The following is a 14,323-nucleotide window of genomic DNA, read 5'->3' on the forward strand; positions in this document are numbered from 1 at the left end:
GTGGCGTGGGTTGGGTACGAACCGGCCGCCTGAGTCGGCGAGGAAGTTGGCGATGCCCAGGTCGATGCCGACCACGCTGCCGGTTGCGGGCAGCGGCTCGGGCTGCGCCTGCTCGGCGGTCAGCACCACATACCAGCGGCGCCCTTCGCGTTTGACCGATACGGTCTTGACCCTGCCGACCACGGGCCGGTGCTGGTGCACACGCACGTGCCCGACGCCTTGGAGGCGGACGCGGGTGACGGGGTCGTGCGGGGTGGAGTCCCAGCGGCAGCCGTCGCCGTCCTTGGGGAAGTCCACCGTGTCGAACCAGTTCACCCCACGAAAACGCGGATAGCCCGGCGCTGCACCGGACTTGACCCGCCGAAAGAACGCTTGGAACGCCTTGTCCAGACGGCGAAGCGTGGCCTGCTGCGAGGAGAACGACCAACGGCCCTGACGCTCCGGATCGAACGCCCGGACGTCCTTGAGCTGGATCGACTGCTGACCGTATGTGATACGCGTCTGGGAAGCGTGCCGGTAGGCGCCGCGGCGTTCCTGCAAGGCCCCGTTGTAGAGGGAGCAGTGATCGCGCAGCATCTCGGTGAGCGCGCTCTGCTGGCCCATGGTGGGCCGCATGAGGAACTTGTACGCGCGGATCATCTGGCCCACCCCCTTCCTGGTCAGCTGCAAAGAGCACTCTAGCCTTGGCGTATGTCACCCCGCTGGGAGCCAAACCCTGATATCCGCACCGGTCGTCACGTCGCCTACACCCTTCACGCTCACTTGGTGTTCGTCACCAAGTTCCGGCGGGGCATCTTCGATGACGCCATGCTCAAGAGGTGCGAGGAGATCATGCGGGAGGTGCGCGGCAAATTCGAGGTGGAGCTACGCGAGTTCAACGGCGAGGCCGATCACGTCCACCTCCTCGTGCACTACCCGCCGAAGATCGCCCTGTCGAAGCTGATCAACAGCCTCAAGGGCGTCAGCTCCCGCTACCTGCGGGCCGAGTACACCGCCCGTATCAACCGGATCGGGATGGGCTCCGTGTTCTGGTCCCGCTCCTACTTCGCGGGCTCTTGCGGCGGAGCGCCACTCACGGTGATCCGCCAGTACATCGAACAGCAAAAACTTACGCTCTGAGTGCCAGTCAGATCAGTCTTAAGATGCGTTTCCCTCCCCGGCTAAAGCCGGGGATACCCACGCAAGATCAGGGATGGCGTACAGCACGTCGGGGCCGACGCGGCACAGGATCGCGGCGAGCAGGGCGCGGCGCTGTGTGGCGAACACCTCGCGGACGGGGGCCTGGGGCCGGGAGTGCTCGGCCTCCATCGCCTTGAACACCGGAGTCTCCTCCAGCTTCGCCCGTATCCACAGCCCGAACGCGACGAGCACGCCGGAGAACAGGAATGCCACCCGCCAGCCCCATGACTCGAACTGCGCCTCGGTCAGCAGTGCGCCGAGGGCGGCCAGGACGCCGTTGGCCAGCAGGTTTCCGGCGGGCGGGCCGACCTGGGCGGCGGAGGCGTAGAAGCCGCGGCGGCGCGGGTCCCCGAACTCGCTGGACAGCAGTACGGCGCCGCCCCACTCGCCGCCGACGCCGACGCCCTGCGCGAAGCGCAGCACGACCAGGGCGATCGGGGCGGCCACGCCGGCCGTGGAGTACGCGGGCAGGACGCCGATCAGGAACGTGGCCACGCCGATGAGGACGAGCGTGGCGATCAGGACCTTCTTGCGGCCGATCACATCACCGAGGCGGCCGAAGACGAACCCGCCCAGTGGGCGGGACACATAGCCGACGGCATAGGTGGAGAAGGCCAGGAGTGTGCCGGTGAGCGGGTCCTCCGAGGGGAAGAACAGGTCGCCGAAGACCAGGGCGGCCGCGGCGGAGTAGACGGCGAAGTCGTACCACTCCAGGGCCGTGCCGGTGAGGCTGGCGACGAAGGCCCGGCGGACGCCGGAGTGCCGATCGGGCGTCTGACCGGACGCCTGGGCGTCGTCCTTCGGGGTGTCGGACATGGTTTCCATCTCTGCTGGGGAAGGCCGGGGGACATCGACCTTCCGGCATACTTCTTGTATACAGGTCGTATGCGCAAGCCCTGCGCGAGAACTTCACCGCGGCGAAACGTGGAGATCCATCGCCGTCGCGGTCCCCTCACCCGACCCCTGGGAGTGCCCTCATGGCCGTGCTGACCTTCGAACTGCCCGACGGATCGACGCGCGAGATCGACGTCGTCCAGGTCCTCAACGCCGGGTACGCCGGGCGCAGCCAGGAGGACGTCGCCGCGCACGTCGCGGAGCTCGCCGAACTGGGCGTGCCCGGCCCGTCCGTGACGCCGGCCCTCTACCCCGTCTCCCCGTACCTGGCCCAGCAGACGGACCGCGTTCACGCGCAGCACGGGCACACCTCCGGCGAGGCGGAGTGGGCGCTCGTCGTGGCGGACGGCGGGGAGCTGCTGCTGACCGCCGCCTGCGACCACACCGACCGCGACCTGGAGGTGCACGGTGTGGCCTGGAGCAAGAACGCAGGACCCGACGTCCTCGCCCGCCGGGCCTGGCGTCTGGCCGACGTGGAGTCCCGCCTCGACGACCTCACCCTGCGCGCCTGGGTCACTCACGGCGACACGCGAACCGAGATCCAGCGCGGCACCCTCGCCGAACTCCTCACGCCCACCTACTGGGTCGACGTCCTGCGCTCGCGCGGCGCGCTCACGCCGGGCACCGTCCTGATCTCCGGCACCATCCCGATGACCCCGGGCGTCGACCAGTTCGCCGACGGCTGGATCGTGGAACTGTCCGACCCTGCCACCGGGGACACGATCCGCCTCCAGTACGACGTCCAGCCCATGCCGGCACCCATCGGCTGACACGACGGCGCGATGTCGAGGCCGGCAGAGCGCGAACGACGTGCCCGCCGGCCGGCTCGCCGATGTTGGTCACGGGGTCGCATCCCGGCAGAAGCCCCGCACCCCGCTTGCTCGGCCCGGACACGTGGCCGCGCCGCGCCTTCGGAGGGCAGGAGCGTACGCCGTCCAAGGCCGAGGTCCGCGATCTGGTTGCCAATGCGGTCTGCCGCGAGACCGACTCCGGACCGGGCGCGTGATCACCGTCATCGCGGACGCCGCTGCTCTCCTGGCCGCCCTCGATGCGACACACCCGGCGCACGGGGTGGCGAACGAGGCGATCACGGCGGCCGATCTCCCGGTCACCGGGTTCCTCCGAGGTTGCCCCCGGCCTTTGGGCCGGGGCATCGGACTTTTGCGAAGCAGGGCAGAACAGCCGGATCGCCTGGTCTCCAGCTCCGCTCCAAGGCACTCGCCACGTATGAGTCGGTAGGGTCAGGCGATCGGTGGACGGTCCGGGCAGGCCGGACGCGTGTCCGCACCTCCGGAAGCAGGTTGTCGATGCGTCTGCATCCAGGCGAGACCGAGGCCGTTGGCTGGCGGGTAGTGGCCGTGCGTGAAGCCGTCCGGCAGCTGCGCGATGCATCACCCGGCGTCTGCGGACGTCCGCGGGTGATCGCGATCGACGGTCGGGGCGGTGCCGGCAAGACGACCCTGGCCGAGCGGCTGCGCAAGGTGGTGTCCGACTCCGCCGTCGTGCACACCGACGACATCGCCTGGAATCACGCCTACTTCGACTGGAGCGCCGTGCTCGTCGAGAACATCCTGCAACCCCTGTACCGGGGTGAGGCGGTGGACTTCCGCCCTGATGCCTGGATCACTCACGGCCGACGCGGATCGATCACCGTCCCTGCCGGTGCCGACGTCCTCTGGATCGAGGGCACCGGCGTCATCCGTGAAGAGCTGGCCCCGTGGTTGGACGCCTCGGTGTGGATGCAGGGTGATCTCGGGGAGTAGGAGCGCCGGCTGGCTGTCCGCGACGGTGACGCCCCCGAGCAACTGGAGCACGTAGCGAACTGGCTGTTGGAAGAACTGCCGTTCATGCTACGAGAGCAGCCGTGGGCCCGAGCCACCATGATCGTCGCCGGCTCTCCGCAGATTGACCACGACCCGGCCACCGAGTTGGTCGTCGCCCCGCCGACCAGCCCATAGGTCGGCCGACCCGTCCGCACAACGCCGGTGGGCGGTTCGAGCGGAACTCGGCGGCGGAGCTCTGGCCAACCTCACTGCCCCCTGACACGTCGGCGAGTTGGACCCGGTCGCCGGACTGCGCCGATGGGGCCAGGGCGAGCATCCCGCGGACGCACGCCAGGCTGTCCTCGCCGTGCGAGCGATCAAGCAGACAGCCACATGATCGATCTGCATCTGTTTGAGCCAGTCACTGCAGAGGGGAGTCGGGCGGGGGGAGGTGGATGGCGCGGTCTTTGTCCACGGAGGCGACGCCGGCGACCGACTTCAGCGCCGGGATCCGGTCCTCGGCGATGGTTCCGGACAGCGTGCCGAGAACCGGCTGCTCGCCCGTGACGGTCAGCCCGGCCTGTCGCGCCGCCTCGATCACATCCGCGAACCGGTCGGGGTCGACGGCGAGGATGACTCCGACCGGTTCGGACTGCGAGGACTCACTCACGGGGCCTGGAGCAGACCCGAGCCGACGTCCTCGACGGGTTGCGTGAGCGGGAACGCACCCGACAGGAGACTGGCTTTGAGGTCGGCCGCGGAGGCGTTGGGACTGGCTTCGGCGAGCAGCGCGAGGACACCCGCGACGTGCGGCGTTGCCATGCTGGTTCCCGACTTCGTCGTGTACCCGCCGCCAGGGGCTGCCGAGCGTACGCTCCTGCCGGGCGCGGCGATGTTGACCTCGCCGCCCTGGCCGTTGATGCCGCCGCAGGAGAAGAACGACGTCGTGAGTGACTTGTCGAGCGAGGCCACCGCGAGGATGGAGGGGCAGTTGGCGGGTGAGCCGACGGGCTCGACGCGTTGGGGCCGTTCGCTGTCGTTGCCGGCGGCGGCGACGATCACTGTCCCGAGCCGCAGCGCGGTCTGGGCCAGCGTCTCGTACGTCTGGACGAAGAGCCCACCCGGCTGGACGGGAGCGCCGAGTGACATGGAGATCACTCGCGCGCCGTGGGTGATCGCCCAGTCGATGCCCGCCAGGATCTGGCCGTCGGTGCCGGTGCCCGCTTTGTTGAGCACCTTCGCCGCGAGGATCCGGGCCTCGGTCGCCACGCCGTAGCGGGGCTCCTGATTCTGGGGATTTGCCGGGCCGGCGGCGGTGCCGATGCAGTGGGTCCCGTGGCCGTGCATGTCCTCGACACTCTCCCCGAGCACGAAGGAGGCCGTCTCGTCGATGCGCCCGACCAGGTCGGGGTGGTCGGTGTCCACACCGGTGTCGAGTACGGCGATCTTCACGCCGCGTCCGGTCAGGGTGGACACGTTGGCCCGGATCGCCTGGAGGCCCCAGGTGCACTTCTCCTCGTCCCAGGCCGGGCCCTGGGCAACGGCCATCGCTGCCTCGGTGTGGCGTTCAACCACTGTCTCGTCGCTGCGGTAGGCCGGGAAGAACTCGGTCATCGGCTGCTGCGCCGTACCGATCACCGAGGCGTAGACCATGCGCTCCGGTTCTGCCGCGATGATCGAGGGCTCGGCTTCGGCCGCGGTTACCAGTGCATGGCGCTGCTCACGTCCTACTTCGACGATGGCCGCGCTGATCTGCTCGAAGTGCACGGACACGTCAGGGTTTTCGAGGAGTTCGGCGACGTTGGCGGTCTCCGTTCCTCGGACACGCTCTACGGGCGCGATGTCGGCGGCGGAACGCAGTGCGTCCAGTCCGCTGTCCTGATGGTTCGGGTCGAGCAGGATTACGTACCGACCGGTGTACTCCGAGCCATGGTCCGCGAGGGCGCCATTAGGCCGGTCCGGCTGGTCTCCGAGGCCACGCCTGTCCAAGGGTCCGTTCGCCATTGAATTTCCCACCTCTTCTGCGCTTGTACAGGGTTTTCACCGTGTTGCCGGGCCAGTGGACGCGCGCGGGGGTGCGCGGTGTCAGGCTCCGGGGATGGGGGGCGCGGTGAGGCCGAATGACAACGCGTGAGCCGTCGTCCGCGGAACTGTCCCGCCGGGCCGCTGTCTCGGCTACGCCCTCTTGTCCACCGTCGCATCGGCTACAGGGGCCCGCAACACGGCGCAACTCCAGCCGTTCTGGAGGCCGCGACTGCCAGTTGTCGCGCCGAAGTTGACAGTGGACCGACCCCGACTCAGTGTGGAAAGTGGGGGTGGATTGTCCTGTTTCGGCATTTTCTGTGGAGCCCCCCCCGGGCCGCAGTGGCCCAGGAGACAGAGAGAACCGCACCGAAGGAGACGGCCATGAACGAACCGTCCGAACGCCCGCAGCAGCCTCCAGGTCGGGACGCCGAAGGTGCCGGGGGTGAAAACCCCACGGTGCGTTTTGACGCCACGGTCCACCCCGGTGTGACGAACCGCGATCTCCTCGGCGTCGCAGACCTCGATCTGGACCGGATCCCCGATCCGGAGGGCGACGTCCGAGTGGTCGTCACCGCGGAAGAGTGCCGGCGTCTGCTGGAGAGCGGTTACGAAGTCCGTCTGCAAGCCGAGGTGCCCGTGCGGCCCCTTCCGGCCGAACTCGTGGAACAGGACGACTCGGTGAGGGCGTGGCTGGAGGAGCGCGTCCAGGGTATCGAGCGTTCGGGAGGTGTGTGATGTACCGAACGGTCCCCCAACTCGACTCCGTGACCTCGCTGCTCGCCACATGGTTCCCCCAGCTGTGCACAAGAACCCAACTGCCCGAGGCCTCCGTCGAGGGCCGCCAGGTGTTCGCCCTGCGGCTGCGTGCAGGCGAGGACGGTGACCGCCGAGGTGTCCTGTTCGTGGGCGGTACTCACGCGCGCGAACTGATGAACCCGGACGCCCTGGTGGAATTCGCCGTCGACCTCGTCGTGAGCTACCTGAGGGGCACCGACATCGTGTACGGCGGCCGCACCTGGACGGCAGAGGACGTCAGACTCATCCTGGAGAGCCTCGACCTGTGGTTCGTACCCTGCGTCAATCCGGACGGCCGCACCAAGGTACTGACCGTCGACAACATGTGGCGCAAGAATCTCCGCGACAACCCGGGGACGTCGTGCGACGGGGTTGACCTCAACCGTAACGCGGCGATCCTCTGGGGAGTGACGGAGGGTCAGACCTCGTGCAGCCCCTGCACCGATATCTACGCCGGGTCCAAGGCCTTCTCCGAGCCGGAGACTCGAAATGTCAAGCACCTGCTGGACACCGAGCGCATCCACACTTTCGCGGACGTGCACTCGTTCTCGGAACTCGTCCTCTACCCGTGGGGCCACGCCGAGAACCAGACCACCGATCCGGCGGCACAGCGGTTCACGAGCCTGCCCACCGGAACTTGCGCGCCCATCGGCATCCCGGGCTACCGGGAGTACATCACGCCCCAGGACCTGCTCCGCTTCACCACGGTCGCGCAGCGGCTCGTCGACGCGATCGCGGCGGTACGCGGGAGCGCCTACACGCCGCAGACAGGCCGTACGCTCTACGCCACCACCGGCACCCAGAGCGACTACGCCTACAGCCGCCACATCGCGGATCCCGCCCTGGGCAAGACATACGGCTTCACCTTGGAGACGGGCCCGCGGGTCGCCAGCGTCGAGGACTCCTTCCACCCGCCGGACCCCACGCCCATCAAACTCGATGCCAAAGCGGGCATGCTGGCCCTCGCCCAGGAGAGCATCTGCGCCTTCGACCTGATCGGCCTGCGACAACTCAACCGCCAGACCGAGGTGGATACGCTGCGCCGGGTCCGTGACGACGTGCTCGCGAACACCGAGGCCGGCCGCGACTGGATCACCCTTGTCGAACGCCTCGAACTGCCCGTCGCCTCCCTGCTGTTCACCGACGAGGGCTTGGCAGACCGGGCCGCCACGCTGATCGAACGCGCTGGGAAGCTGTTCGAGGACGAGCAGACCGTCATCAGTGACGAGGACGCCGACCTGGGGCGCGCCCTGTTGACCGAACTCACCGAGCGGCTCGGAGCCGAGAACGCTCAGGCGCGCACCGATCTGACAGCCGTCGGTGCGGCTCTGGAACAGGCGAGAGGGGCGTCGACAGCCAAGGTGTTGCAACAACTGACGGCGCGTGGCCCGCTGCCGCAGTAGATGCGACCCGGGAAGGCCGCGGATACGCTACGGGGCTCGTTCGGAGGCCGGTAGGGAGCGTGGCCATGGCCGCAGCCACTCGGCGGGGGTGGTCCCGACGGTTGCCAAAGGGTCGCTGGCGGCCGGGCCTCGAGGCTGGAGGTGTGACGCACCGTGCCGTTATGCGGGTGCCTGCCCGCGGACGCCATCGTCGACGACCAGATCAAGAGGGCGGCCCGGTATGCCATGATCGACAGCGTGGAGCAGACTTCAGCCCCGCTGCGACTGGTCCTGGGCAGTGACTCCTACCGCTTCCTCCAGGCGGCCCTGGCCGAGTGGCTGGCCGAGGTCGAAGCCCAGCGTGACACGGCAGGTCTGACGGACCATCACCGACGGCGCCTGACCAGCGGCGTGGCTTTTTCGAGGCCGTTCTTCCTCGCTGAATGGTCCGCTCGCCTCCCTGACAGGTCCCGCCCCGCGCGATCGCTCCGCCGGGGCGGCCCTACCTGTCCCGTTCAGCAGGTGGCGTCCAAGCCGGCCCAGTCCGCGCGGTCGTTGTAGCCGCCGTCCCCGGCGTCGCCGACCACCAGGTCCAGGACGCGGACCCTGGTGAGGTCGACGTCGGCCTGGCGGGTGCCGTCGCGGTTGAGGACACCGCTGTCGAACAGCACCTTGCCGTCACCGAGCACCTGGAAGGTCGAAGTGCCGCCTTCCGGGCCTACGTTGCGGACCGCGTCGTCGATGCCGACGGTGGCCGTCAGCCGGGTGCAGCGGTCGCCGAGGTAGTAGCGGATGGTGGAGGGGGAGGCGACACCGATACCGGTGGAGTACTCCTGCCCGAGCAGGCTGATCGGCGTCCAGCCGCCGACGCTGCGGTCGACGGTCGGGGTCATCCATCCGCTGGTGGCGCTGATCCAGTCGTGGTGGGACAGGGCGACGTCGCCGTGCGGAGGCGCCGGTGCCACCACGAGCGTCGTGGCCGTCTCCTGTCGTAGGCGCTTCTTGCCGGTGGCCTCGTAGGTGGTGGTCGCGGTCAGGGTGGCGCTGCCTGGTGCCGCGGCGTCCGGCAGGTTGACCGTGAAGGTGAAGGTCGCGGAGCCGCCTGGCAGCAGCTGTTTCGGCGCGGTTCCGGTCGGGCGAGCCGTCCATCCGGTGGGAGCCGCCAGCTCGACGCGCGGAGCGAAGACGGGCTGCGGGCTGTCGTTGCGGACGTCGACCACGACCCGCGCCTGGTCACCGCCGGCGACCACCGGGGCGATGCCGGCCGGCACGGTGTCGCCGCCGACCTTCGTGACCTGGGGCAAGCCGGCCACGACGTGCGGGAGGCCGGGCTTGCCCGTGGCCGGGGCGACGCGGAAGAGGGCCGCGCCGTGGGCCGGGACGGCGGCACTGATCGTGCCGGCGCTCTCGGTGATCTGGTCGGTCCATGCGTTCTTCAGGGTGAACCGGCTTCCGTTCAGGCCGACCGAGGACGCCTTGGTGGTCAGGGTCGCCGGGCTGTCGCCGCGGTTGAGGAGCACCACGGCCCGGTCGCCGTTCGCGAGCCGCTTGACCCAGGTCTCCGTCGTGCCGGCCGGGCCGACGCGGACGGCCTGGACTGCGGCGCTGTCCTGGTTGATGGCGAGGACGTCACGGTCCGCGAGGATGCCGAGCGAGGTCTTGCTGAGCTTGCGGATGTCGCTGCCGATCACCAGCGGCGCGGCCGCGACCGACCAGAGGGTCATCTGGGTGCGGAACTCCTCGTCGCTCATGCCGAGTTCGGGGCCCAGGTAGTCGGGGTCGTTGAAGTGTCCCGGGCCGGCCGCCTCGGGATGCCGCGCGTTGGCGTCGTAATTGCGCAGCACGTCCTTGAACTTGATCTCACCGACGAAGCCGACGTCCGTGTAGGTGCGCCAGGACTGGGCGATGGCCGGTGCGTAGGACCAGGAGTACGTCGACTGCTGCTCCTCGGGGTAGTTGCCCCAGTCCGGGGAGGTGACGGGGTTGCAGAGGTTGAAGATCATGGGGCGGCCGCTGGCGTTGTGGCGCAGGGCGTTGGCGAACTGCGTGTAGACGGTCTTCGGGTCGAGGTCGGCGGCGATGCCGCAGAGGTAGTCCACCTTGACGGCGTCGAACTTCCAGGCGGCGAACTGGTCGGCGTCGCGCTGGTAGTAACCGTGGCTGCCCAGCCCGCACTTGCCGGGGATGTAGGGGCCGGCGTCGGTGTAGATCCCGGCCTTGAGGCCCTTGGAGTGGATGTAGTCGACGAGCGGCTTCAGCCCGTCAGGGAACTGGGCGGGGTTGGGGACCAGGTCCCCGGCCGCGCTGCGCGGGGTGGGCGCGGCCCAGTTGCCGTCGATCCAGACGTACTTGTATCCGGCGTCGCGCAGACCGCTGCTGACCAGGAAGTCGGCGGTCGACTCGATCTCCGCCGCGGTCGGGTCGCCGCCGAGTGCGTAGTAGGTGTTCCAGCCCATGTACGGCGTCGGGCTCAGCACCTGTGGGGAGGCCGATGCCGGGACCGCGGTGTCGCCGCGCGGGGGAGTGGCGTGGGCGGGGGCCTGAACGACCAGCAGCGCGGTCAGCAGGGCCAGGAGGACGGTGAGATGTCGTTTCACGTCGGATCCTTCGTTGTCCGATCAGGCGTGCCGGACCGTCCCGGTCGTGCGGCGGGGGGTATGTGGGACCAGTCGATGTCCGCTTGCCTGCGGGTGGTTGCGAGGATCTTGCAGGGGGTGTGGGACCGCGTCAAGATTAATTACTAAATTAAGCATTAGGGGTCGCGTCAGGCCGGGGAGCCGCCCGGATCCGAGCTGTGGCCAGGCTGCGCGGGCTCCAAGTCACGGCCAGACCGCCCGGCAACAATAATTAGGAATAAATGTTGACAGGGCTCTGGCCGACTGCCAGAGTCGTCGCCGCGCCGCCCCCGAACTCGGGGGAGTGGCGAGCGGCTTGACGCCGCGAAGACCGCGCCGGAACCCGAGGACCATGATCCGCGGCCGATCCTGCCGCGGCCACGAATCCCCGCCCCGCACCCCCCGAGCCGCTGAGGGCCCCGGCATCACTGCCGCCCTCCGCCCCAGAGAAAATAAATTAGTAATTATCTTGACGTGGCCGCACCGCCACGCGAATCTTGGTTGGCCGCGCCGGGCCCGTCCGAGCCCCGAACCCCACGGACCCGCCGCGCGAACCCTCAGGGAGACCCACCCATGTCGAACCCGCACACCAGCCGCAGACGCTTCCTCGCCGGGCTCGGCGCCACCGGTACGGCGGCGCTGCTCAGCGGCTGCGTCACCTCGACCTCGTCCTCGAAGTCCTCGTCCTCGGGCGCGGTCAGCCTCCAGTCCAACCTGTCCGCCCCGCAGGCCAAGGCGGCGATGGAGGACCTCGTCGCGGCCTACGGCAAGAAGGACACCGGACGTGTCACCCTCAACACGGTCGCCGCGGAGACGTTCCGCACCCAGCTGCCGACCTACCTGACCTCCGCCAACCCGCCGGACGTCTACACCTGGTACCCCGGCTCGGTGGCGGACGCCTACGCCAAGAAGGACCTGCTGCTCGGCCTCGACGACCTGTGGGCCTCCTCGCCCGACCTCAAGCGCTACTCCACGGCGCTCAACACCCTGTGCACCTCGAGCTCCGGCAAGAAGGTGTTCGTGCCCTCCACCTACTACTGGTGGGGCATGTTCTACCGGAAGTCCAACTTCGCCAAATGGGGCGTGAGCGAGCCCAAGACCTGGGACGACTTCCTCGACCTGTGCGACAAGCTCAAGTCCAAGGGGGTGGCGCCGATCGGGCTCGGCGCCGGCGGCAACACCCCCTGGGTGGCCTCCGCCTGGTTCGACTACCTCGACATACGGATCAACGGTGCCCCGTACCACCGTGAACTCCTCGCCGGAAAGCACCGGTTCGACGACCCCGAGGTGCGCAAGGTCTTCGACCGCTGGACGGAGCTGCTGCCGTACTTCGACCCCAACGGCACCGCCCTCGCCTTCCAGGACGCCACGACCGCGCTGCTCAACGGACGCACCGGCATGATGCTGATCGGCACCTTCTTCGCCGACGCGGCCCCCAAGGACGCCCTCGACGACATCGACTTCTTCCGCTTCCCGGTGATCGACCCCAAGGTGCCGCTCGCCGAAGAGGCCCCCGTCGACGGCTACTTCGCCAGCGCACGCACCGGCCGCGCCGAGCGGGTCACCGAGCTGATGGGCTATCTCGCCACCGCACAGGCGCAGGAGATCTACATCAAGGGCTCCTCCGGCACGGTCCTGCCCTGCAACCCCGATGCCAAGGACGCCGGCACGGCACTGGTGAAGAAGGGCCGCGCCCACATCGACGAGGCGGTCGAGATCACCCAGTTCTTCAACCGGGACTCCAGCGACGCCCTGCAGCCCACCGCCGACACCGCGCTGACCAAGTTCATCGCACAACCCAAGGCGATCGGCTCAATCCTCACCGACTGGCAGCGCGACGCGCAGAAGATCTGGAGCGCCTGAGGTGGCCGTGCTCACCCCCGTACGCCCGGCCCCGGCCGTCACGCCCACCGGCGGACGCGGCCGGGGGCCCGCCCGCCGGGTCCCGCCGCTCGTCCTCGCCTTCGTCCTGGTGCCATTGCTCGCCGAGGCCGTGTGGGTCTTCTGGCCCGCCCTTCAGGGCTTCTACCTCGCCCTGACCTCCTGGGACGGCGTCTCCGCGCCGCGCTTCGTCGGCCTGGGCAACTTCCGGGAGATGGCCGGCGACGAGGTCTTCAGGACCGCGGCCGTCGACACCGTCCTGTGGCTGGTCCTGTTCGGCGGACTGTCGGCCGTGCTGGGTCTCGCCACGGCCCTGCTCCTGCAGCAGGAGCGGCGCGGTGTCGGCTTCTACCGGGCCGCCCTCTTCCTGCCCGTGGTGTTCTCCCTGGTCGCCACCGCCCTGGTGTGGCAGGCCATCTACCAGCCGGACGGCGTCCTCAACCAACTCCTGGGCGCCGTAGGGCTGGAGAGCCTGCGACACGCCTGGCTCGCCGACCAGGACACCGCCCTGTACGCGGTCATCGTGCCCGCACTGTGGCGCCAGATCGGCTACGTGATGGTGCTGTACCTCGCCGGCCTCAAGGGCATCGACCCGGTGCTGTACGAGGCCGCCAAGGTCGACGGCGCGAGCGCCTGGCAGCGCTTCCGGCACGTCACCCTTCCTCAACTGCGCAGCGTCAACGCGGTCGTTCTGTCCGTCATCGTCATCGACTCGCTGCGCTCCTTCGACGTCGTGTGGTCGCTGACCCGCGGCGGCCCCTACCACTCGTCCGAGCTGCTGAGCACCTACATGTACTCGACCGCCTTCCAGTCCCTGCGCCTGGGCTACGGCTCCGCGCTCGCCGTCGTCATCTTCGCGCTGGCGTTCGGCGTCATCTGCTCCTACCTGGTGCGCGCCTTCCGGGAGGCCGACTGATGTCCGCCCACTCGACCGCCGTGAAGCGCCGACGGGCCGCCACCGCGGGCTTCCACCTCGGAGCCGGGGCGCTGTCCGTGCTGTGGCTGCTGCCCATCGCCCTGGTGCTGGTCACCAGCCTGCGCTCCTTCGACGACATCGCCGCCCACGGGCTCGGCAGCCTCCCGCACTCCTTCACCCTCGACAACTTCCGCCTGGCCTGGGTCGACGGCGGCCAGCAGCGCGCCCTGATCAACAGCCTGCTCGTCACCGTCCCGTGCGTACTGATCACCCTGGCGCTCGCCGCGATGGCGGCGTTCGCCCTCAGCCGCTACGACGTCCCCCTGCGCCGGACGCTGTTGTTGCTGATGCTCGGCGGCAACCTGCTGCCCCCGCAGATCCTGCTCATCCCCGTCTCCAAGCTCAGCGAGATGATCGGCGTCTACGACACGCTGCCCGCCCTCGTCGGCGTGCAGATCGGCTTCGGCGTCGGCTTCTACGTCTTCGTCCTGCACGGCTTCATGCGGGCCATCCCCGATGAGATCCAGCAGGCCGCCGTCGTGGACGGCGCCGGCCCCTGGCAGATCTTCTGGCGGATCATCCTCCCCCTGACCCGCCCCGCGCTCGCCGCGCTCAGCGCGCTGTCCTTCACCTGGATCTTCAACGACCTGCTGTGGGCGATCACCGTGCTGCGCAGCGACACCAAGATGCCGATCACCGCCGCCCTCATCGGTTTGCAAGGGCAGTACGTGTCGATGTGGAACGTCATCGCCGCCGGCTCCGTCATCGCCGCCGCGCCCACCGTCGCCGTCTTCCTGCGCTTCCAGCGGCACTTCGTGGCGGGCCTCAACCTGGGAGCGGTGAAATGACGACCCCGCCCGGCCGTACGACTGA

General features: G+C 69.0%; 12 protein-coding genes and 1 pseudogene. 8 read left to right on the forward strand and 5 right to left on the reverse strand.

Translation table 11 applies throughout. The annotated features are described in order from the left end of the window. Nucleotides 1-639: RNA-guided endonuclease InsQ/TnpB family protein (locus ACFULQ_RS39950; protein ID WP_383554074.1), on the reverse strand; the 639-nt coding region annotated here is incomplete at its 3' end. 51 nt (nt 640-690) lie between these two features. Between ACFULQ_RS39950 and tnpA the strand changes: the two genes are divergently transcribed. Then, nucleotides 691-1,119 (forward strand): IS200/IS605 family transposase, encoded by a 429-nt coding sequence (gene tnpA, locus ACFULQ_RS39955; RefSeq protein WP_383554077.1) that lies wholly within the window; start codon nt 691-693, stop codon nt 1,117-1,119. 72 nt (nt 1,120-1,191) lie between these two features. Here tnpA and ACFULQ_RS39960 read toward each other — a convergent pair. Further along, nucleotides 1,192-1,995: pseudogene (locus ACFULQ_RS39960) on the reverse strand (MFS transporter); the annotation flags it as partial. A 161-nt stretch (nt 1,996-2,156) separates the two neighbouring features. On the opposite strand from ACFULQ_RS39960, the gene ACFULQ_RS39965 reads away from it, so the two are divergent. Both ACFULQ_RS39965 and ACFULQ_RS39970 read left to right on the forward strand, forming a co-directional pair. Next, nucleotides 2,157-2,843: a DUF2848 domain-containing protein gene (locus tag ACFULQ_RS39965; RefSeq protein WP_383554080.1), complete on the forward strand. Its 687-nt coding sequence runs from the start codon at nt 2,157-2,159 to the stop codon at nt 2,841-2,843. Nucleotides 2,844-3,380: 537 nt separating this feature from the next. Next, nucleotides 3,381-3,836 (forward strand): hypothetical protein, encoded by a 456-nt coding sequence (locus ACFULQ_RS39970; protein WP_383554083.1) that lies wholly within the window; start codon nt 3,381-3,383, stop codon nt 3,834-3,836. A 421-nt stretch (nt 3,837-4,257) separates the two neighbouring features. On the opposite strand, the gene ACFULQ_RS39975 is transcribed toward ACFULQ_RS39970, so the two are convergent. Together ACFULQ_RS39975 and ACFULQ_RS39980 are read right to left on the reverse strand one after the other, a co-directional pair. Beyond that, the gene (locus ACFULQ_RS39975) at nt 4,258-4,506 is read right to left on the reverse strand and encodes a hypothetical protein (protein WP_383554085.1); all 249 of its coding nucleotides are present in this window, start codon (nt 4,504-4,506) and stop codon (nt 4,258-4,260) included. Beyond that, nucleotides 4,503-5,840 carry a S8 family serine peptidase gene (locus tag ACFULQ_RS39980; protein ID WP_383554088.1) on the reverse strand — a complete coding sequence of 446 codons (1,338 nt, stop codon included), beginning with the start codon at nt 5,838-5,840 and terminating at the stop codon, nt 4,503-4,505. The genes ACFULQ_RS39975 and ACFULQ_RS39980 overlap by 4 nt, the downstream gene beginning before the upstream one ends. A gap of 402 nt (nt 5,841-6,242) precedes the next feature. On the opposite strand from ACFULQ_RS39980, the gene ACFULQ_RS39985 reads away from it, so the two are divergent. Next, complete coding sequence (locus tag ACFULQ_RS39985) at nt 6,243-6,596, forward strand: hypothetical protein (RefSeq protein WP_383554091.1); 354 nt, start codon at nt 6,243-6,245, stop codon at nt 6,594-6,596. Continuing rightward, nucleotides 6,596-8,059 (forward strand): M14 family zinc carboxypeptidase, encoded by a 1,464-nt coding sequence (locus ACFULQ_RS39990; RefSeq protein ID WP_383554093.1) that lies wholly within the window; start codon nt 6,596-6,598, stop codon nt 8,057-8,059. The genes ACFULQ_RS39985 and ACFULQ_RS39990 overlap by 1 nt, the downstream gene beginning before the upstream one ends. 494 nt (nt 8,060-8,553) lie before the next feature. Here ACFULQ_RS39990 and ACFULQ_RS39995 read toward each other — a convergent pair whose 3' ends face one another. Beyond that, on the reverse strand, nt 8,554-10,635 hold the full coding sequence (locus ACFULQ_RS39995; protein ID WP_383554096.1) for an NPCBM/NEW2 domain-containing protein: 2,082 nt from the start codon (nt 10,633-10,635) through the stop codon (nt 8,554-8,556). A 591-nt stretch (nt 10,636-11,226) separates the two neighbouring features. On the opposite strand from ACFULQ_RS39995, the gene ACFULQ_RS40000 reads away from it, so the two are divergent. From ACFULQ_RS40000 to ACFULQ_RS40010, 3 genes are read left to right on the forward strand one after another with little or no spacing between them, the layout of a single operon-like run. Then, the gene (locus ACFULQ_RS40000; protein WP_383554099.1) at nt 11,227-12,516 is read left to right on the forward strand and encodes an ABC transporter substrate-binding protein; all 1,290 of its coding nucleotides are present in this window, start codon (nt 11,227-11,229) and stop codon (nt 12,514-12,516) included. A gap of 1 nt (nt 12,517) precedes the next feature. Further along, complete coding sequence (locus ACFULQ_RS40005; RefSeq protein ID WP_383554102.1) at nt 12,518-13,450, forward strand: carbohydrate ABC transporter permease; 933 nt, start codon at nt 12,518-12,520, stop codon at nt 13,448-13,450. Continuing rightward, nucleotides 13,450-14,298, forward strand: a complete 849-nt coding sequence (locus ACFULQ_RS40010; protein WP_383554104.1) for a carbohydrate ABC transporter permease — start codon at nt 13,450-13,452, stop codon at nt 14,296-14,298. Before ACFULQ_RS40005 ends, ACFULQ_RS40010 begins: the two co-directional genes overlap by 1 nt. The last annotated feature ends 25 nt before the right edge of the window (nt 14,299-14,323 follow it).

It is taken from the genome of Streptomyces sp. NPDC057253 (assembly GCF_042669125.1).
In the GTDB taxonomy this organism is placed as follows: Bacteria; Actinomycetota; Actinomycetes; order Streptomycetales; family Streptomycetaceae; genus Streptomyces.